Genomic DNA, 17,295 nt, shown 5'->3' on the forward strand with positions numbered 1-17,295 from the left:
TAGCACAGATCGCAGGGACGCCGGCAACCTGGGGGGGCGTGCCGAACTTGCCAGGTCAGATCGTCATACACGTGGCGCGCAAGCTCCTCACTTGAATAGATGAAGGGCCGCGTATTGCAGCAGCATGATCGTCTTGCCGTCCTGGATGACACCGGTCGTGATCATGCCAAGCGCTTCGGCAAATGGCAGTTCCAGCACTTCAATATCTTCACCTTCGCCTTCCAGGCCCCCGCCGTCGCCGATCTTCGAGGCAGCATCATATTGCGCTACGAAAAAGTGAAGCTTTTCGGTAACCGACCCGGGGCTCATGTAGGCCTCGAAGATCGGGTGCACCTCGCTCACGCGGTAGCCGGTTTCCTCTTCGGCTTCCTTGCGAATGCGTTCCTCGGGGGAGCTGGCGTCGAGCAGGCCTGCGGGTGCCTCGATCAGCATGCCATCATGGCCGTTGACAAACACAGGCAGACGAAATTGCCGGGTCAGCACCACCGTGCCCTGGGCGCGGTTATACAGCAACAGCGCGGCGCCATTTCCCCGGTCGTACGTCTCGCGGCTCAGCCGCTGCCAGACGTTGTCGCTGCGTAGATAGTCAAAGGTGGTCTTCTTCAACAGATACCAGTCGCTGGACAAGACCTGTTCATTGACGACGCGAATCCGTTCGGCCGTAGGGATCATGGGTTCTCCTTGAGTTAACTTAATTTATGTTATCATGCATTTTCGTGCAACTTCAAATATTTTCATGAAAGCTCGCGCCAATGGCATTGACGACTTCTGCTGTCATTTACGGTGACAAACCATGCTGACATCTCAACGCAAGCGTGAAATATTGGACACGCTGGCCCACGACGGCCACCTGATCGCAAAAGCGCTGAGCGAACGCTTTGCGGTGTCGGAAGACACGATTCGGCGTGACCTGCGCGAGCTCGCGGCCGAAGGGCTGTTGCAACGGGTGCATGGCGGCGCCCTGCCGTCCTCGCCGGCAGTGGCAAACCTGACATTGCGCGAGAATCTGTCGAGCCCGGCCAAGGAGCGTATCGCGCGCGCAGCAGCGCAGCTGGTGGCGCCTGGCCATACCATCATTGTCGACGGCGGCACCACGTCGATTCAGCTGGTGCGCTGTTTGCCAAAGTCCCTGACAGCCACGGTGGTGACGCATAGCCCGCATGTCGCGGTGGCGCTGGCCGATCACCTTGATATCGAAGTGATCCTGATCGGCGGCCGACTATTCCGCCATTCGATGGTGACGGTCGGCGCGGCGGCCATCGAGGCGCTGAGGCACATTCGTGCCGACATGTATTTCATGGGAGTCACAGGCGTGCATCTTCGTGCAGGTTTGAGCACAGGGGATCTGGAGGAGGCCTACATGAAACGGGCGTTGGCGAGCCAGGCGGCAGAAACGATCGTGCTCGCGTCGCATGAAAAAATCAATGCAGCGTCGCGCTGCAAGATTGGCGACCTTGGCTTGGCAAACAGTATTGTGCTTGAGCGCGAGTCACCCCCCGCTTTTATAGACGCACTCGAACGGCTCAATATTACGGTGGTGCGCTCTTAGTACGTATTCTCCACCCCGCCATGCATCAGGCAAGGTTTTATAGTCATGGCTGAACGGCCACGTTTGGAAACGAAACGGACGGCCGAAATGCTAGCCCTTCGTCCTTAGCGCCCGGGCCAGCAACAGTTCGCGCTCGCGCAGATTGTTGGTCAATCCTGCCGCGCGCGTAAATTCCACGCTCGCCTCGGCATGCCGCCCCAGCTTGGCCAGCAAATCCCCGCGCACGCTGGGCAACAGATGGTAATGCCGCAACGCGGCCTCGCCGGCGAGACGGTCAACCAGCGCCAACCCGGCTGCAGGACCGAATGCCATCGACAGCACCACCGCCCGGTTCAGCTCGACGATGGGCGACGGCGCCAGCTGTGCGAGCGCATCGTAGTGCGCCGCGATGCGCTGCCAGTTGGTGTCCTCGGGGCGTGCCGCGCGCGCGTGACAGGCTGCAATAGCCGCCTGCAGCGCATAGGGTCCGTAGCCCTGGCCCAGCTGGGCTGCACGCTCGAGCGCGGCCAGACCGCGGCGGATCAGCAACTGGTCCCAGCGGCTACGGTCCTGGTCGAGCAGCAGCACCGGCTCGCCCGCCGGCCCGACACGGGCGCGCTCGCGCGAGGACTGGATCTCCATCAGCGCAACGAGCCCGTGCACTTCAGGCTCCTGCGGCGCCAGCTCGGCCAAAATGCGGCCCAGGCGCAGCGCCTCTTCGCACAGACGCGGACGCAGCCAGTCGCCGCCGTTGCTGGCCGCACAACCTTCATTGAAGACCAGGTAGATCACTTGCAGCACCGACGCCAGGCGCGGCGCCAGATCGGCCGCGCGCGGCACCTCGAACGGCACGCGCGCTTCCGCCAGCGTGCGCTTGGCGCGCACGATGCGCTGCGCTACGGTCGCGTCGGACACCAGGAAGGCGCGCGCGATTTCATGGTCGACAGGCCGCCCACCATGCGCAGCGTCAGCGCTACCCGCGCCTCGGTCGACAGTACCGGGTGACAGGCGACAAACATCAGGCGCAGCAAGTCGTCGCCGATGTCGTCGTCGATCAGCGCTTCCAGGTCGCTCGCCGCGTCTTGCAGCTCGGTCTCGAGAGCGTAGGTGAGCTCGCCCTCCTTTGACTGCTGCAGCTTCGCGCGGCGCAAGTGGTCCAGCGCGCGGTTCCTGGCAACCGTCATCAGCCACGCGCCGGGGTTGTCGGGAATGCCCGACTGCGGCCAGCGCTCGAACGCCTCGACCATGGCGTCTTGCGCCAGTTCTTCGGCCAGGCCGACGTTGCGCAGCATGCGCGCCAGGGCGCCGATGATCTTTGCCGATTCCATGCGCCAGAGGGCATCGGCCACGCGCGCGGTGTCGCCCGTACTCACGGCCTAGGCGGTGAACTGCGCGCGCATGCCCGCTTCGAGCTGCTCGTCGCGGATGCGCTGTTCGGCCGCTTGCAGGGCCGGCGTGAACTGGTCGATATCGATGCTGGCGTCAAACAGCTGGCGAATCTCCACCTCGACGTCGGGCCCGACGGGATAGGGATTGCGCCTGGCCCAGGCGATGGCGTCCGCCATCTCGGGCACGCGTATCATCCAGAAGCCGGCGATCATTTCCTTGATCTCGGTGAAGGGGCCATCGATGACGGCAAAGGTATTTTTTTTCACCTTGACGCGGACCCCGCGCGCGCTGGTGCGCAGGCCGTCCGCGGCAAGCAACACGCCCGCCCTGGCTTGCTCGGCGTTGTGGGCGTCCAACGCGTCGAGCATGGCTTGCGCTACCGGTTCTTCATCCTCGAGCGCGCGCGAAGAGCGCAGCAAAATGGCAAAGCGCTTGCCCTGCGCAGCGGCGCGTTCCTGCGCACCTTCCTGCGCACCTTCTTGCCCGACGACTTGGGCGCAGCCGCCGGGGCAGCCGCTCTCGCGTATTTCCAGTTCGACCTGCGCGTCCGATGCAGGCCAGCGTTTGAGCCAGGCGACGGCCTCGCCGATGGAGGCGACGTCGATGACGGCAAAGCCAGCGATCATGTCAGCCGGGTCGGGAAATGGCCCGGGAGTGATGGTCGCTTCGCCGTTACGCAAGGTGAGGCGCACCGCATTGGCGCTAGGCTGAAGGTGCGCGAAGAGCAGGTCAGCTTCGGCGGCGGGAAGCCGGCCGGCCTCAGAGCGCTCGTCGGCGCGGCGCAGGATCATGAATTGCATTGCTTGCTCCTCATTCTGTATCGGTAGCCATCTTTTGCCTCTGCAGTACTGGCTAAGCCTGCCGCTGGGCCACCTGGGCGCGCAAGCGCTCTTCCTGCTCGCGCAGCTCGGGCGTGAACTCGGCGCCAAAGTCTTGGGCCTCGAACACTTGCCGGATCTCAATCTCGGAATCGCTTTGCATCGGATTGGGGCAGCGCCTGACCCACTCAATCGCCTCTTCCCGGGACTTGACCTGAAACAGCCAGAAGCCCGCAATCAATTCCTTGGTTTCGGCAAACGGCCCGTCCACGACCGTGCGCTTGGCGCCTGAAAACTGCACCCGCACCCCGGTTGAACTGGGATGCAAGCCCTCGCCGGCCAGCAGCACGCCGGCCTTGACCAATTCCTCGTTGTACTTGCCCATTTCCATGAGCAGCTTTTCGCTCGGCATCTTGCCTGCCTCCGACTCGGGGCTGGCCTTGACGATCACCATGAATTTCATGTCGGTCCCCTTCAGGCTTGTGGCACTGCATCGGGGCAATCGCCCATGCTTGCCATGGCCGCTTGCATTTCGTCGTGCGGCACGTCGCGAATATGCGTGGCGACCGACCAGCTATGGCCAAAAGGGTCGGTCAGTACGCCGTAGCGGTCGCCCCAGAACATGTCGGCCGGCACCATTTTAGCGGTGGCGCCTTCGGCCACGGCCTTGGCGTACACTTCGTCGCAGTTTTTCACGTACAGGTGGATCGTCACGGGCGAGCCACCCAGCATGGTGGGTCCGAGCGCCCCCCATTGCTGGTTTTCCTCCATCAGCATCAAGGCGGAATCGCCGATCCGGATCATGCCGTGCATGAGCTTGCCGTCGGGCGTGAGCATGACTCCGCCTTCGGTCGCGCCAAAGGCGCGTTTGTAAAAGTCAATTGCGCCCAGCGCATCGGCGCATACCAAATGCGGGGTGAGCGTGTGCATGTCTTCAGGAATTGCGCGTACTTGTGCGTTCATGATCGTGTCCTTTCGTTTCGAGTTAGGCAATCCATACTTGAATCAGTTCTGTACGCCAGGCGGCAGAACCAGATCGCTGTCCGCCTGAAAAGCGGGTTGCTATGACTACGACGTTCGACGCGTCGCCAAATCGACACGCCAGGCGACAAATACTTGAAAGGTTTTTTTACCGGCCCCACGCCTGCGGCGCAACGCTGCCCAGGGCCTTGAACGCCGGCCGGCAAAACAGGTAGCCCTGCATCAGGCTGATGCCGGCCGCGCGCAGGCAGTCGCGTTCGGCCGCCGTTTCGATGCCCTCGGCCAGCACCCGGATGCCGAGTGCGCCGCAAATGGCTACGATGCCGTTGACGATGGCGCGCTTGGGCGCGCTGCTGTCAATGTCGCGCACCAGGTCCATGTCGATCTTGATAATGTCGGGCTGGAATTCGGCCAGCAAATTCAGGCCTGCGTACCCGGCGCCAAAATCGTCGATGGCCGTGTGAAACCCGAAGCGCCGGTATTCCTGGAAGATATTGACCAGATGGGGACGGTCCATCACCTGCTCGCCTTCCGTGACCTCGAAGATGATGCGTTCGATCGGAAAGCCATATTCAAGGGCGGCGGCCAAGGTACTACGGATGCAAGCTTCGGGACGGTACACCGCATTCGGCAGAAAATTGATCGACAGCAGTTCCTGCATGCCAAGTTCGGCCGCGCCCCGGATCGCCTTGACCCGGCACGCCTGGTCAAACTGGTAACGATTACTGTCGTCAACCTGGGACAAAACGCTGAAGGCGGACTCGCCCTGCGGCCCGCGTACCAGCGCCTCGTGGGCGTAGATGGTGTGGCTGTCGAGGTCGACAATGGGCTGATAGGCGTAGGCGAAGTCAAAGCCAAGCTCGCCGTCGGTGCGGCAGGCCTTGCATCCAGGCGTTGATGCGTCTTCATTGCCGGAATGAATGGGAATCATGAACAGCCTGTCACAGAAACTGAAAGAATAACTATAACTGATCGCCGCGTTCGGCGGTACGCCGGCAGAGTGAACAGGAACGCCGCTAGTCTTCGGCGCGGCTGCGCTGGTAGCGCGGCAGGCCGTCGCCAAGTTGCAGCCACGGCACCTGGCTGGCGATAAAGGAGTGGTCCTGCGGTTCGACCCCGGTGTACACGTCCAGGCTGCAGGTGGTCAGGTCGACTTCGTCGGCACTGACGTCGTCGGAAAACGTCAGCTGGGTGCCGCAGTGGCCGCAAAACGCGCGGGTGTCGTGCTGGCTGGAACGAAACAGCGTGGGACTGCCCTTGGTAAAGCGAAACGCGTTCGCCGGTACGCTGACCCAGGCCACGCATGGCGCGCCGGTTGTGCCCCGGCAAATGGTGCAGTGGCACATGGTACGGTTTATTGCGTTGCCCGCAGCTTGATACTTGATCGCCTGGCAATAGCATCCTCCGGTCAGCATGATGGCGCCCCCTTTCAGAGTTTGACTGCGTTCCTTGCCGCCTATCCTAACGCCTGTCGGAATTATTGACAGATCGGGGCGAGATATCCGCGTATCCCACCTAGCTTGTTGATTTTGCTGACAAATTTACAATGGCACGGATATTGCTTGCGCGAAATATGACTAAATCTCTTACCAAGAAAGTTTCCAATGACCATCAAGTCACTCTTGCAGCGTGCCCTTTTCATCGGTGCAATGGCCGCCTGCAGCGTATCGGCCGCCGCCCCGATTTCGATCGACTATACTTTTTCACCTGTGACGGTCGTTTTCAACGGCACGCTGCAATCGACCGGCGCCTTTACCATGTCGATCAAGACCGACACCGACACCCCTAATCTGGGCAGCGGCTTTGGCGATTTCCAGAATGCGTATGCGGCTGAGGTTTACATTACCGCCGCTGCACTGGGCCTGGACAACGCGCACGTCACCAACCCGACCCAGCTCTATTTTGGCGGCACGGTGTTCGGCTTCAAGGTTGACGACTTTGGCACCATCCTCACCGGTTATGCCGGCACCCAGCTCAGTTTCGGCTACGCCTTTGACTTGTCGACACTTGTTGTGCCGCAAGGGCCGGTCTTGATGAGAGGTACCGAGGTGCGCACCAGCACCGCCATCAACTTCGACAACGGCAGCATGTTTGACGCCGGCCAGCTTGTATCGTTCACTAACCAGACCAATACCGCCACGGTCACCGGCCTGGTTGACGTTCCCGAGCCATCGTCGCTGGCCTTGTCCGCGCTGGCGATCATCGCGCTGGCCCGGCTGCGCCGCCGCCGCGCCTGATCTTAGCTAATCGGCAGTTTTTGCGCGGCAGCCTGCACGGCAGTTTGCGCGGCTTACTTGCCGATGCAAAATCGGCTGAAGATCACTCCCAGCAAGTCGTCCGAGGAAAACTCTCCGGTAATGCTGGACAGTTGCAGCTGTGCCAGGCGCAGCTCCTCGGCGAACAAGTCGAGCGACTGGTCGCTCTGGGCCGCGTGTTCGGCGGCCAGCTCCAGATGCCGGCGCGCCGAACGCAGTGCGATCAAGTGCCGCTCGCGCGCCAGAAACAGCGATTCGCCGGTCTGCTGCCAGCCGGCGATGCGCAGCAGTTCGGCGCGCAAGAGGTCAATGCCCTCGTGCTCCTGCGCCGACAAATAGACATGGGTCGCATCGTCCTGGGCATCGACCGAAGCCTTGTGGCCCGACAGGTCGATTTTGTTCCAGATGCGCACCACCGGTATGCCTTCAGGAAAGGCTGCCACGATATCCTCGTCGGCGCGCGCCGGCCCGATGCCCGCATCGAGCAAGTGCATGATCACGTCCGCCTTGCCCACCTCCAGCCATGTGCGTTCGATGCCGATGCGCTCGACGACGTCAACCGCATGGTCGATCACCCGGATGCCGGCGGTGTCGATGATATTAAGCGGGATACCCTCGATCTGAATGGTTTCGCTGACCTTGTCGCGCGTGGTGCCGGCCACCGGCGTGACGATGGCCACGTCGGCTCCGGCCAAGGCGTTGAGCAATGACGACTTGCCCACGTTGGGCTGGCCCACCAGCACCACGTTGAGTCCCTCGCGCAGCAGCGCGCCCTGGGCCGCCTTCTGGAACACCGCTTCCAGCGACGCGATGATCACGGCCAGCTGGCCGCGCGCGTCGGATTTTTCGAGGAAGTCGATTTCTTCTTCCGGGAAGTCGAGCGTGGCTTCGACGAGCATGCGCAGGCCGGTGGTTTGCTCGACCAGCGCATGGATGGTGCGCGAAAATTCGCCCGACAACGATTGCGTGGCCGAGCGCGCGGCCGCTTCCGTGGAGGCGTCGATCAGGTCGGCCACGGCTTCGGCCTGGGCCAGGTCGAGCTTGTCGTTGAGGTAGGCGCGGCGCGTGAATTCGCCCGGTTCGGCCAGGCGCAGGCCGGCGCCGGCGCCCGCCTCGAGCACGCGCGCGAGCAGCATTTGCAGCACCACCGGGCCGCCGTGGCCCTGCAGTTCGAGCACATCTTCGCCGGTGTAGGAATGGGGACCCTTGAAGTAGATCGCGATGCCCTGGTCGATGACCATGCCGTCGGCTTGCCGGAACGGCAGGTAGGTGGCGTGGCGCGGCGCCAGCGTCGCGCCCGGGAACAGCGCGACCAGCAGCGGCGCGAGCGACTTGCCGGAGGCGCGCACGACGCCGATGCCGCCGCGGCCCGGGGCGGTGGCGATGGCGGCGATGGGGGAGGTGTCGAGTTTCATGAGGGGATTGTAAGTTAGAAATGCAAAAGCCCGTGCGGGGCACGGGCTTGATTGTTGGCCCAACCAACATCGTCCCCGCGCACGCGGGGACCCATAGGACAGTTGCTCAGGTGAGCCGTTCTATGGCCCCCCGCGTACGCGAGGACGATGGGTGGCGTTTACTTTTTGACGGTCGTCGCCGCGACTTCGAACTTCTTGGTAATCACATACTGCTGCGCGATCGACAAGATGTTGTTCACCACCCAGTACAGCACCAGGCCGGACGGAAAGAACACGAACATCACCGAAAAAATCAGCGGCATGAACAGCATCATCTTGGCCTGCATCGGATCGGCGGGCGCCGGATTGAGCTTAGTCGTGATGAACATCGAAATCGCGTACAGCACCGGCAGGATGAAATACGGGTCCGGCGCCGTCAAGTCCTGGATCCAGCCCACCCACGGCGCGCCGCGCATTTCGGCCGACGCCTGCAGCACCCAGTACAGCGCAATAAACACCGGCATCTGCACCAGGATCGGCAGGCAGCCGCCCAGCGGGTTGATCTTCTCGGTCTTGTACAGCTCCATCGTGGCCTGATTCATCTTGGCCGGGTCGCCCTTGTACTTCTCGCGGATCGCCGTCATCTTCGGCGTCACCACCTTGATGCGCGCCATGCTCTTGTACCCGGCAGCCGACAGCGGGAAGAACAGCAGCTTGATCAGGATCGTAAAGGCGATGATAGTCCAGCCCCAGTTGCCCAGGTAAGTGTGGATCTGGTCCATCACCCAGAAGATCGGCTTGGCCAGCACCGTCAGCATGCCGTAGTCCTTGACCAGCTCCAAGCCCGGAGCGATTTTCTCGAGCTTGTTCTCGTCCTGCGGGCCCGAGTACATGCGCACGTCGGCGCTCTTGGTCGCGCCAGGCGCAATCGCGCCCAGCGGCATCACACTCTCGATTTCGTACAGGTTGCTCACACCCTGGGTCTTGCGGGTGAAGGTGTCACGCTGCAGGCCTTCAGGCGGCAGGAACGCGGAGACGAAATAGTGCTGCGAAATGGCGATCCAACCGCCGGTGGACGATTGCGTGTGCGCGGCCGTGCCCTTCTTCTCGATATCTTCGAACTTGAGCTTTTCGTATTTGTTTTCGGGCGTGTACATGGTCGGGCCGGTATAGCTCGACGTAAAGTAAGACTCGCCCTCAGGCTTGTTGCCGTGGTGTTGCAGCTTCAGGTACAGCGATGGCGACACCGGGTTCGCGGTCGTGTTGGTCACGTCGTGGCGCATGCCGATGACATATTCACCGCGCTTGAAGGTAAAGGTCTTGATCAGCTTGACGCCGCCAGCCTCGCCCTCGAGTACCAGTTGCACTTCATTGGCGCTGTCGAGTGCGCGCGGGCCCGGCTTGGCGACGAATGGCGTACTCTCGTTTGGCAACGCCGCGCCAGTGAGCAAGAGACCGGTCTTGCCGATGTATGCGCCTTTTGGCGTCACGTCGAACAGCACCTGGTTCTTGGTCTTGTCCACCTTGTCGCGAAATTTGAGCAGCTCAAGGCGCTTCACGACGCCGCCGGCGGTGTCAATGTCAACCTTGAAGACGTCGGTAGTGATGGTGATGATTTCGGTCTTGATCGCCGGTGGCGCCATTGGGGCGCCCGGCACCGCCGCGGCGGCGCCAGTTGCCGCAGGAACGCCGGCAGCAGGATTCACAGCCACTGGCGCTTGCGCAACCTGGGCTGGCGGCGACGTCATCGAAAACATGGACTGGTTGCCGTTTGCGACCATCCAGTTATTCCAAAGGAAAACCAGCGATACGGAAAAGACGATCCAGAGGATGGTGCGTTTATTGATATCCATTGATGTATTGGTCAGGAGTGGTTGCAGCCGCAGGCGGCTGTAGATGAATTCTTGTGATGCGGGGGCGGCACAGGATCGTGTCCGCCTTCGTTCCATGGGTGGCAGCGGCCGACGCGTTTCGCGGCCAGCCAGCTGCCGCGCGCGGCGCCATGGGTTTGCAGCGCCTCGATCGCATAGTGCGAGCAGCTCGGATAGAAACGGCAGCTCTGGCCCAGCATCGGCGAGAGCATCAGCTGGTAGGCGCGCAGGATCCACACGAGCAGGCGCTTCATGGCGCCGGCCCTGCGACGGCGCGCGGCGCCTGGGACGAAAACAGCTTCTGGATTTCAGTGCGCAACGTCGCCTTCAGCGCGGCGTTGGTGGCCGGGCCTTGCTTGGTGTTGACCGGGCGCGCCAGGCGCACGATGCAGTCGACGGCAGGCAGCTGCGCCACGCGGAACAGTTCGCGCGTGACCCGCTTGATCGTATTGCGCGTGACAGCGCGCGGCGCAAAGCGCTTGGCCACCACGACGCCGAGCCGCGCATGCGGCAAGTCGTTCGAACGGGTGTACAGCACGAAGTGCGCCGTTTTTTGCGCCGGGCGCAAACGAAAAACGGATGAAAATTCATCCGTTTTAACGATACGCCGAACGCGCGCGAAGTCGTGTGAACCTTCGCTAGTCATAGCCAACCGCGCTGCAGCAGTCAGTGCCAGACTTATACAGCCAGGCGTTTGCGACCCTTGGCGCGGCGTGCATTGAGCACATCGCGGCCGCCACGGGTAGCCATACGTGCACGGAAGCCGTGCGTACGCTTGCGACGAACGACGGAAGGTTGGTAAGTACGTTTCATGGTGGTCTCGCTTAAAGCAAATAAAAATGCAAAATCGGGTCTGACGTCCCGTCAGTCTTTTTTACCCGCTAAGCCAAACCAACAGGCCACAAAATGGCTTGCTTGCACGGAGTACGGGCGGGGAACCCTGGATTAGACACGATTTTGGGCCCACCTGTCAAGGATTGAGAGAGATCGGCGGCCGATTCCGTTGCGTTCCCGGGTAGTGTAGGGCGGAAAAGCGCAGCGCATTCCGCCAAAGGTGTGCGCCGTGTTGACGCGGACATTGGCGGAATGCGCTGCGCTTTTCCGCCCTACGGGTTCGAAAATAAGCGGCGTGCCTGTGGATAACTCTGCCCGCGGCAGGTAGAATAGCGTGTTACGTGTGGCGCACAGCTTCATCGAACCGCCCCTCCACACCTTATTCAGACAGACGATTCATGGAAAATTTTTGGCAGACCTGTTCCGCGCAGTTGGAACTGGAACTGACACCGCAACAATTCAGTGCGTGGATCAAACCGCTGGTTGCCCTCGATTACGAGGACGGCAAGCTGCGCGTTGCCGCGCCTAATCGCTTCAAGCTGGACTGGGTGAAAACGCAGTTCGCCAGCCGCATCACCGAACTGGCCTGCCAGTTTTGGGAGCAGCCCACCGAAGTGCAGTTCGTGCTCGACCCGCGCAATGCGCTGCCCAAAAAGGCAGTCGCCCCGCATCCGGCGCCGAACGACGGCCCGATGCAAGGCACGATCAACAATCACCAGAGCAACGCGAACGAAGGCCAGCCCGGCACGCCGGAAATGTTCAACATCGGCAGCCCGCCGCGGCGCGAGCAAAGCCGCGTCAACAACGAACTGACCTTCGACAGTTTTGTCACCGGTAAGGCCAACCAGCTGGCGCGCGCTGCAGCGATCCAGGTGGCCAACAATCCCGGCGTTTCGTACAACCCGCTGTTCTTTTACGGCGGCGTGGGCCTGGGTAAAACGCACCTGATCCACGCGATCGGCAACCAGGTCATGGCCGACCAGCCGGGCGCGCGCATCCGCTACATCCACGCCGAGCAGTACGTGCGCGACGTGGTGACGGCCTACCAGCGCAAGGGCTTCGACGACTTCAAGCATTATTATCATTCGCTCGACATGCTGCTGATCGATGATATCCAGTTTTTCGGGGGCAAAAGCCGCACGCAGGAAGAATTTTTCTATGCGTTCGAAGCGCTGATTGCCGCCAAGAAGCAGATCATCATCACCAGCGACACCTACCCGAAAGAAATTACGGGCATGGACGACCGCCTGATCTCGCGTTTCGATTCCGGCCTGACGGTGGCGATCGAGCCGCCGGAGCTGGAAATGCGGGTCGCCATTTTGCTAAAAAAAGCGCAGTCGGAAGGCGTGACGTTTTCGGACGACGTGGCGTTTTTTGTCGCCAAGCACTTGCGCTCGAACGTGCGCGAGCTTGAAGGCGCGCTGCGCAAGATCCTGGCGTACTCGCGCTTTCACGGCAAGGACATCACGATTGACGTGGTGAAAGAAGCGCTGAAAGATTTGCTGTCGGTACAGAACCGGCAAATTTCGGTAGAAAACATTCAGAAGACGGTAGCGGACTTCTTCAGCATCAAGGTGGCGGACATGTACTCGAAGCGCCGGCCGGCGAACATTGCCCGGCCGCGCCAGATTGCGATGTACCTGGCCAAGGAATTGACGCAGAAGAGCTTGCCGGAGATTGGCGAGTTGTTTGGCGGGCGCGATCATACGACGGTGCTGCACGCGGTGCGCAAGATTGCCTTGGACCGGACCAAGAATCCGGAGTGCAATCATGAGTTGCACGTGCTTGAACAGACCTTGAAGGGATAGGTCCGGGCGGCTCATGGCGGAAAAGGGGGCCGCCGAGGCCGTGCGCTTTTCCGCCCTACGGATCGCAACGAACCATCGCGATGAACCGTAGGGCGGAAAAGCGCCAGCGCATTCCGCCAAGCTCAGTCACCACCCCCGATTTTGGCCTCGACCGCGACATCTGGCAAAATATAGCACCAGCAACAAGATTTTAAGTATCATTCTGACAACTTACCGAGGATTACTATGCAATTGGTCAAAACCACCCGAGATACCCTTCTCCGGCCACTGCAGATCGTGAGCGGTATTGTCGAGCGTCGGCACACTATGCCGATTCTGGCCAATATCCTCATCCGCAAGGACGGCGAAAACGTCTCGTTCCTGTCGACCGACACCGAAGTGCAGATCACCACGCACGCGCAAATCGGCTCGGGCGCGGACGTTGCGGGCACCACGGTCGCGGCGCGCAAGCTGCTCGACATCCTGCGCGCGCTGCCGGAATCGGGCGACGTGACGATGACGCTGGTGAACAAGCGCCTCACCGTCCAGACCGGCAAGTCGCGCTTCGCGCTGCAGACGCTGGACGCGGCCGAGTTTCCAACCGTGAACGTGGCCGAAACCTTCAGCGCCACCGTCACCCTGCCGCAAAAAACTCTCAAGCACTTGTTCAACATGGTGCACTTTTCCATGGCGCAGCAGGATATTCGCTACTACCTGAACGGCCTGCTGCTGGTGCTCGACGGTCGCAACGTGATCGCCGTGGCCACCGACGGCCACCGCCTGGCGTTCTGCCAGGTCGAGACGGAGCAGGAATTCACGCGCCAGGAAGTCATCATTCCCCGCAAGACGATTATCGAACTGCAACGCCTGCTGGAAGAAAGCGACGAACCGGTCCGGCTCGACATTTCTGCGTCGCAAGTCAAGCTGACGTTCGCCGACATCGAGCTGGTCTCCAAGCTGGTCGAAGGCAAGTTCCCCGACTACACCCGCGTGATTCCAAAGGGATACAAGAACGACTTCACGATCGGGCGCGACGAACTGCTGCGTTCGCTGCAGCGCGCGGCGATCATGACGAGCGACAAATTCAAGGGCGTGCGCTGCATCATCACGCCGGGCAGCATGAAGATCAGCTCGACCAACGCCGACCAGGAAGAAGCGGTCGAAGAACTCGAGATCGATTACGGCGGCGACAGCGTCGATATCGGCTTTAACGTGACGTATCTGCTCGACGTGCTCAACAACCTGAAGTGCGACCAGGTCAACATCTCGCTGGGCGACTCCAATTCGTCGGCGCTGATGTCGATTCCGGAGAACGCGGACTTCAAGTACGTTGTGATGCCGATGCGGATCTAGTCGAGAGTAGCGAAGGAACACGCAACACAGCCACCACATCGGCCTCGCGAATGCGGCGGTCCGGCGGGGCGGGACTTATAGAACGATGGCTCAGAGCAAATGTTCCATGGGTCCCCGCCTACGCGAGGACGATGTCGTAGCCAGCACCCGAAACAAGCAGTTTTTAGAGAAAGCATCCATGTCCGAGAACACCCCAGCAATCCCTCCTAAAGAGCAGGAATACGGCGCCGCCCAGATTCAAATTCTGGAAGGCCTGGAAGCCGTGCGCAAACGCCCAGGCATGTACATTGGCGACACCTCGGACGGAACCGGCCTGCACCACCTGGTGTTCGAAGTACTGGACAACTCGATCGACGAATCGCTGGCCGGCCACTGCACCGAGATCCACGTCACGATCCACTCCGACAACTCGATCTCGGTCACTGACAACGGCCGCGGCGTGCCCACCGGCCTGAAATTCGACGACAAGCACGAGCCAAAACGCTCGGCCGCCGAAATCGTCATGACCGAGCTGCACGCGGGCGGCAAGTTCGACCAGAACTCGTACAAGGTCTCCGGCGGCCTGCACGGCGTGGGCGTCTCGTGCGTGAACGGCTTGTCGAAACTGCTGAAACTGACCATCCGCCGCGACGGCAAAGTGCACTACATGGAGTTCGTGCGCGGCGTGCCGCAAAACCGCGAAATTGAAATCGTCAATGGCGTGCCGTGCTCCCCGATCAAGGTCATTGGCGAGACCGACAAGCGCGGCACCGACGTCCATTTCTGGGCCGACGAAGAGATCTTCACGCACGTCGAATTCCACTACGAGATCCTGGCCAAGCGCATCCGCGAACTGTCCTTCCTGAACAACGGCGTGCGCATCAAGCTGAGCGACCAGCGCACCGGCAAGGAAGAAGTGTTCGCCTTCGAAGGCGGCACGCGCGGCTTTGTCGAATACATCAACAAGGCCAAGACGGTGCTGCACCCGACCATTTTCCAGGCCACCGGCGAGCGCATGTCGGACCAGAATACCAACATCAGCGTGGACGTGTCGATGCAGTGGAACGACGCCTACAACGAGCAGGTGCTGTGCTTTACCAATAACATCCCGCAGCGCGACGGCGGCGCCCACCTGACCGGCCTGCGCGCGGCAATGACGCGCGTGATCAACAAGTACATCGATGAACACGACTACGCCAAGAAGGCGAAAGTGGAAATCACCGGCGACGACATGCGCGAAGGCCTGACCTGCGTGCTGTCCGTGAAGGTACCGGAGCCGAAGTTCAGCTCCCAGACCAAGGACAAACTGGTTTCCAGCGAAGTGCGCGGTCCGGTCGAAGAGATCGTCGCCAAGACCCTCACCGACTACCTGATGGAAAAGCCGAACGACGCCAAGATCATCTGCGGCAAAATCGTGGAAGCGGCGCGTGCGCGCGAAGCGTCGCGCAAGGCGCGCGACCTGACGCGCCGCAAAGGCATCATGGACGGCCTGGGCCTGTCGGCAAAATTAGCCGACTGCCAGGAAAAAGACCCGGCGCTGTGCGAACTGTACATCGTCGAGGGAGACTCCGCGGGCGGGTCCGCCAAGCAGGGCCGCGATCGGAAATTCCAGGCTATTTTGCCGCTGCGCGGCAAGGTGCTGAACGTGGAAAAGGCGCGCTTTGAAAAAATGCTCTCGTCCGAGCAGATCACCACGCTGATCGCCACGCTGGGCACCTCCATCGGCCCGGACGAATTCAACGTCGAAAAGCTGCGCTACCACCGCATCATCATCATGACCGATGCGGACGTCGACGGCGCCCACATCCGCACGCTGCTGCTCACGCTGTTTTACCGCCAGATGCCGCAACTGGTCGAGCGCGGCCACATTTACATCGCGCAGCCGCCGCTGTACAAGGTCAAGGCCGGGCGCGACGAGCGCTACCTGAAAGACGACGTCGAAGAAGCGAGCTACATGATGACGGTGGCGCTGAACACCGCCTCGCTCACGCCGCGCGACGGCGCCGACCCGATCGTCGGCGAGCCGCTGGGCGAACTGGTACGCCAGTTCAACCTGGCCAACGCCATCATGATGCGCTTGACGCGCGTGATCGACCGCGCCGCGCTGACCGCCATCATGACCGGCGTTGAACTGGACCTGACCACCATTGACGCTGCCGAAGTATCGGCCAGGGCGCTGGAGGCGACCATCGCCGACAAGGCCGTCAAAGTCGTGGTGCGTTCCGATGAATTGAGCGAGAAGCACGCCCTGCGCATCGAGCGCATGCATCACGGGAACGTGAAAATCAGCTCGATCGATGCGGACTTCGTGCAGGGCGCCGACTACGCGACCCTGGCCGCCGCTGCCGCCACTTTCAAGGGCTTGATCGGCGAAGGCGCATTCATTCGCCGCGGCGAAGGCGAGCGCGTCAAGGAATCGGCCGTGGTCGACTTCCACCACGCCATGCAGTGGCTGCGCGACGAAGCCGAGCGTACCGTCAGCAAGCAGCGCTACAAAGGGCTGGGCGAGATGAATCCGGAGCAGCTGTGGGAAACCACGATGGATCCGACCGTGCGCCGTTTGCTGAAGGTGCAGATTGAAGACGCGATTGCTGCCGACCAGATCTTTACCACGCTGATGGGCGACGATGTTGAGCCGCGCAGGCATTTCATTGAGTCGAATGCGCTGCAGGCCGGTAATATCGACGTGTAAGCGACCAAGCAGTGTAGGGGGGCGCTAAAAGCTGGCAGTTTGGGAAGTATCAGCTGGCGGAACGTCGAGATTTCTCCTGAAAAATTGTCCTATCAAGATGTACGTCGTAAAAAATCCCGAGCTCCCACCGCTCGGGATTTTTCATTTCCGCACCGATTTTCTGGCTGCAACTCTTCGGAAAGTCTGTTCCCTTCCCTTTTCGTGGGCACAACCGGTAGCGACCCGCGTTGAAAACGGATGGGCTCGCATTTGATGCGGATTTTGACCCGAATCCACTGCAATCAGTTGGCCGATCCTCACCCTATCTGTCAATGCACTGGTAATCGAGTACGGTCGCTCGCGGTCGATGACCGTGTGCTCGCACTGGCTGTCAATGAAGTGCATGAGCAAGTTGCCGGGCCAGCCCTGCAGTAG

16 protein-coding genes and 1 pseudogene are annotated in these 17,295 nt (G+C 61.2%); 5 read left to right on the top strand and 12 right to left on the bottom strand.

Annotated features, from left to right (window positions below; translation table 11 throughout):
* Positions 1–87 precede the first annotated feature (87 nt).
* The gene (locus tag ACP7D4_RS18050; protein WP_426210490.1) at positions 88–672 is read right to left on the bottom strand and encodes an NUDIX domain-containing protein; all 585 of its coding nucleotides are present in this window, start codon (positions 670–672) and stop codon (positions 88–90) included.
* Positions 673–793: 121 nt separating this feature from the next.
* Between ACP7D4_RS18050 and ACP7D4_RS18055 the strand changes: the two genes are divergently transcribed.
* Positions 794–1,549, top strand: a complete 756-nt coding sequence (locus ACP7D4_RS18055) for a DeoR/GlpR family DNA-binding transcription regulator (RefSeq protein ID WP_426210492.1) — start codon at positions 794–796, stop codon at positions 1,547–1,549.
* Positions 1,550–1,639: 90 nt separating this feature from the next.
* On the opposite strand, the pseudogene ACP7D4_RS18060 reads toward ACP7D4_RS18055, so the two are convergent.
* From ACP7D4_RS18060 to ACP7D4_RS18085, 6 genes and pseudogenes are all read right to left on the bottom strand, one after another.
* A pseudogene (locus ACP7D4_RS18060) lies at positions 1,640–2,856 on the bottom strand (RNA polymerase sigma factor).
* Positions 2,857–2,904: 48 nt separating this feature from the next.
* Complete coding sequence (locus ACP7D4_RS18065; protein ID WP_426210494.1) at positions 2,905–3,717, bottom strand: YciI family protein; 813 nt, start codon at positions 3,715–3,717, stop codon at positions 2,905–2,907.
* Between the two features lie 52 nt (positions 3,718–3,769).
* Positions 3,770–4,198: a YciI family protein gene (locus ACP7D4_RS18070; RefSeq protein WP_426210496.1), complete on the bottom strand. Its 429-nt coding sequence runs from the start codon at positions 4,196–4,198 to the stop codon at positions 3,770–3,772.
* Between the two features lie 11 nt (positions 4,199–4,209).
* Positions 4,210–4,698 carry a VOC family protein gene (locus ACP7D4_RS18075; RefSeq protein WP_426210498.1) on the bottom strand — a complete coding sequence of 163 codons (489 nt, stop codon included), beginning with the start codon at positions 4,696–4,698 and terminating at the stop codon, positions 4,210–4,212.
* A gap of 166 nt (positions 4,699–4,864) precedes the next feature.
* Complete coding sequence (locus tag ACP7D4_RS18080) at positions 4,865–5,647, bottom strand: EAL domain-containing protein (RefSeq protein WP_426210500.1); 783 nt, start codon at positions 5,645–5,647, stop codon at positions 4,865–4,867.
* Positions 5,648–5,732: 85 nt separating this feature from the next.
* On the bottom strand, positions 5,733–6,131 hold the full coding sequence (locus ACP7D4_RS18085) for a GFA family protein (protein ID WP_426210502.1): 399 nt from the start codon (positions 6,129–6,131) through the stop codon (positions 5,733–5,735).
* A gap of 189 nt (positions 6,132–6,320) precedes the next feature.
* Between ACP7D4_RS18085 and ACP7D4_RS18090 the strand changes: the two genes are divergently transcribed.
* Complete coding sequence (locus ACP7D4_RS18090) at positions 6,321–6,953, top strand: PEP-CTERM sorting domain-containing protein (RefSeq protein ID WP_426210504.1); 633 nt, start codon at positions 6,321–6,323, stop codon at positions 6,951–6,953.
* A 53-nt stretch (positions 6,954–7,006) separates the two neighbouring features.
* On the opposite strand, the gene mnmE is transcribed toward ACP7D4_RS18090, so the two are convergent.
* The 5 genes from mnmE to rpmH all read right to left on the bottom strand — a co-directional run bounded on the left by mnmE (position 7,007) and on the right by rpmH (position 11,049).
* Entirely contained in the window at positions 7,007–8,386 is a 1,380-nt protein-coding gene (gene mnmE / locus ACP7D4_RS18095) for a tRNA uridine-5-carboxymethylaminomethyl(34) synthesis GTPase MnmE (protein ID WP_426210506.1), read from the bottom strand.
* A 158-nt stretch (positions 8,387–8,544) separates the two neighbouring features.
* Positions 8,545–10,218, bottom strand: a complete 1,674-nt coding sequence (gene yidC, locus ACP7D4_RS18100; protein ID WP_426210508.1) for a membrane protein insertase YidC — start codon at positions 10,216–10,218, stop codon at positions 8,545–8,547.
* 11 nt (positions 10,219–10,229) lie between these two features.
* A complete protein-coding gene (gene yidD / locus ACP7D4_RS18105) occupies positions 10,230–10,490 on the bottom strand; it encodes a membrane protein insertion efficiency factor YidD (protein WP_426108001.1) in 261 nt (86 codons plus the stop codon).
* Positions 10,487–10,882: a ribonuclease P protein component gene (rnpA, locus tag ACP7D4_RS18110; RefSeq protein ID WP_426210510.1), complete on the bottom strand. Its 396-nt coding sequence runs from the start codon at positions 10,880–10,882 to the stop codon at positions 10,487–10,489. The genes yidD and rnpA overlap by 4 nt, the downstream gene beginning before the upstream one ends.
* Positions 10,883–10,914: 32 nt before the next feature.
* Complete coding sequence (rpmH, locus tag ACP7D4_RS18115) at positions 10,915–11,049, bottom strand: 50S ribosomal protein L34 (RefSeq protein ID WP_010401996.1); 135 nt, start codon at positions 11,047–11,049, stop codon at positions 10,915–10,917.
* 419 nt (positions 11,050–11,468) lie between these two features.
* Between rpmH and dnaA the strand changes: the two genes are divergently transcribed.
* From dnaA to gyrB, 3 genes are all read left to right on the top strand, one after another.
* Positions 11,469–12,878 carry a chromosomal replication initiator protein DnaA gene (gene dnaA / locus ACP7D4_RS18120; protein WP_426210512.1) on the top strand — a complete coding sequence of 470 codons (1,410 nt, stop codon included), beginning with the start codon at positions 11,469–11,471 and terminating at the stop codon, positions 12,876–12,878.
* 225 nt (positions 12,879–13,103) lie between these two features.
* Positions 13,104–14,210, top strand: a complete 1,107-nt coding sequence (gene dnaN / locus ACP7D4_RS18125; protein ID WP_426210514.1) for a DNA polymerase III subunit beta — start codon at positions 13,104–13,106, stop codon at positions 14,208–14,210.
* 178 nt (positions 14,211–14,388) lie between these two features.
* Positions 14,389–16,881 carry a DNA topoisomerase (ATP-hydrolyzing) subunit B gene (gene gyrB, locus ACP7D4_RS18130; protein ID WP_426210516.1) on the top strand — a complete coding sequence of 831 codons (2,493 nt, stop codon included), beginning with the start codon at positions 14,389–14,391 and terminating at the stop codon, positions 16,879–16,881.
* The last annotated feature ends 414 nt before the right edge of the window (positions 16,882–17,295 follow it).

It is taken from the genome of Massilia sp. TWP1-3-3 (assembly GCF_049897805.1).
Taxonomy (GTDB): Bacteria; Pseudomonadota; Gammaproteobacteria; order Burkholderiales; family Burkholderiaceae_D; genus Telluria_A.

What these genes read in the sequence shown, in the direction of transcription:
- ACP7D4_RS18065 (WP_426210494.1), bottom strand. Translation starts at nt 3,717, where the DNA reads ATGCAATTCATGATCCTGCGCCGCGCCGACGAGCGCTCTGAGGCCGGC.
- ACP7D4_RS18070 (WP_426210496.1), bottom strand. Translation starts at nt 4,198, where the DNA reads ATGAAATTCATGGTGATCGTCAAGGCCAGCCCCGAGTCGGAGGCAGGC.
- ACP7D4_RS18075 (WP_426210498.1), bottom strand. Translation starts at nt 4,698, where the DNA reads ATGAACGCACAAGTACGCGCAATTCCTGAAGACATGCACACGCTCACC.
- dnaN (WP_426210514.1), top strand. Translation starts at nt 13,104, where the DNA reads ATGCAATTGGTCAAAACCACCCGAGATACCCTTCTCCGGCCACTGCAG.
- mnmE (WP_426210506.1), bottom strand. Translation starts at nt 8,386, where the DNA reads ATGAAACTCGACACCTCCCCCATCGCCGCCATCGCCACCGCCCCGGGC.
- yidD (WP_426108001.1), bottom strand. Translation starts at nt 10,490, where the DNA reads ATGAAGCGCCTGCTCGTGTGGATCCTGCGCGCCTACCAGCTGATGCTC.
- rpmH (WP_010401996.1), bottom strand. Translation starts at nt 11,049, where the DNA reads ATGAAACGTACTTACCAACCTTCCGTCGTTCGTCGCAAGCGTACGCAC.
- ACP7D4_RS18055 (WP_426210492.1), top strand. Translation starts at nt 794, where the DNA reads ATGCTGACATCTCAACGCAAGCGTGAAATATTGGACACGCTGGCCCAC.
- ACP7D4_RS18090 (WP_426210504.1), top strand. Translation starts at nt 6,321, where the DNA reads ATGACCATCAAGTCACTCTTGCAGCGTGCCCTTTTCATCGGTGCAATG.
- ACP7D4_RS18085 (WP_426210502.1), bottom strand. Translation starts at nt 6,131, where the DNA reads ATGCTGACCGGAGGATGCTATTGCCAGGCGATCAAGTATCAAGCTGCG.
- rnpA (WP_426210510.1), bottom strand. Translation starts at nt 10,882, where the DNA reads ATGACTAGCGAAGGTTCACACGACTTCGCGCGCGTTCGGCGTATCGTT.
- yidC (WP_426210508.1), bottom strand. Translation starts at nt 10,218, where the DNA reads ATGGATATCAATAAACGCACCATCCTCTGGATCGTCTTTTCCGTATCG.
- gyrB (WP_426210516.1), top strand. Translation starts at nt 14,389, where the DNA reads ATGTCCGAGAACACCCCAGCAATCCCTCCTAAAGAGCAGGAATACGGC.
- dnaA (WP_426210512.1), top strand. Translation starts at nt 11,469, where the DNA reads ATGGAAAATTTTTGGCAGACCTGTTCCGCGCAGTTGGAACTGGAACTG.
- ACP7D4_RS18080 (WP_426210500.1), bottom strand. Translation starts at nt 5,647, where the DNA reads ATGATTCCCATTCATTCCGGCAATGAAGACGCATCAACGCCTGGATGC.
- ACP7D4_RS18050 (WP_426210490.1), bottom strand. Translation starts at nt 672, where the DNA reads ATGATCCCTACGGCCGAACGGATTCGCGTCGTCAATGAACAGGTCTTG.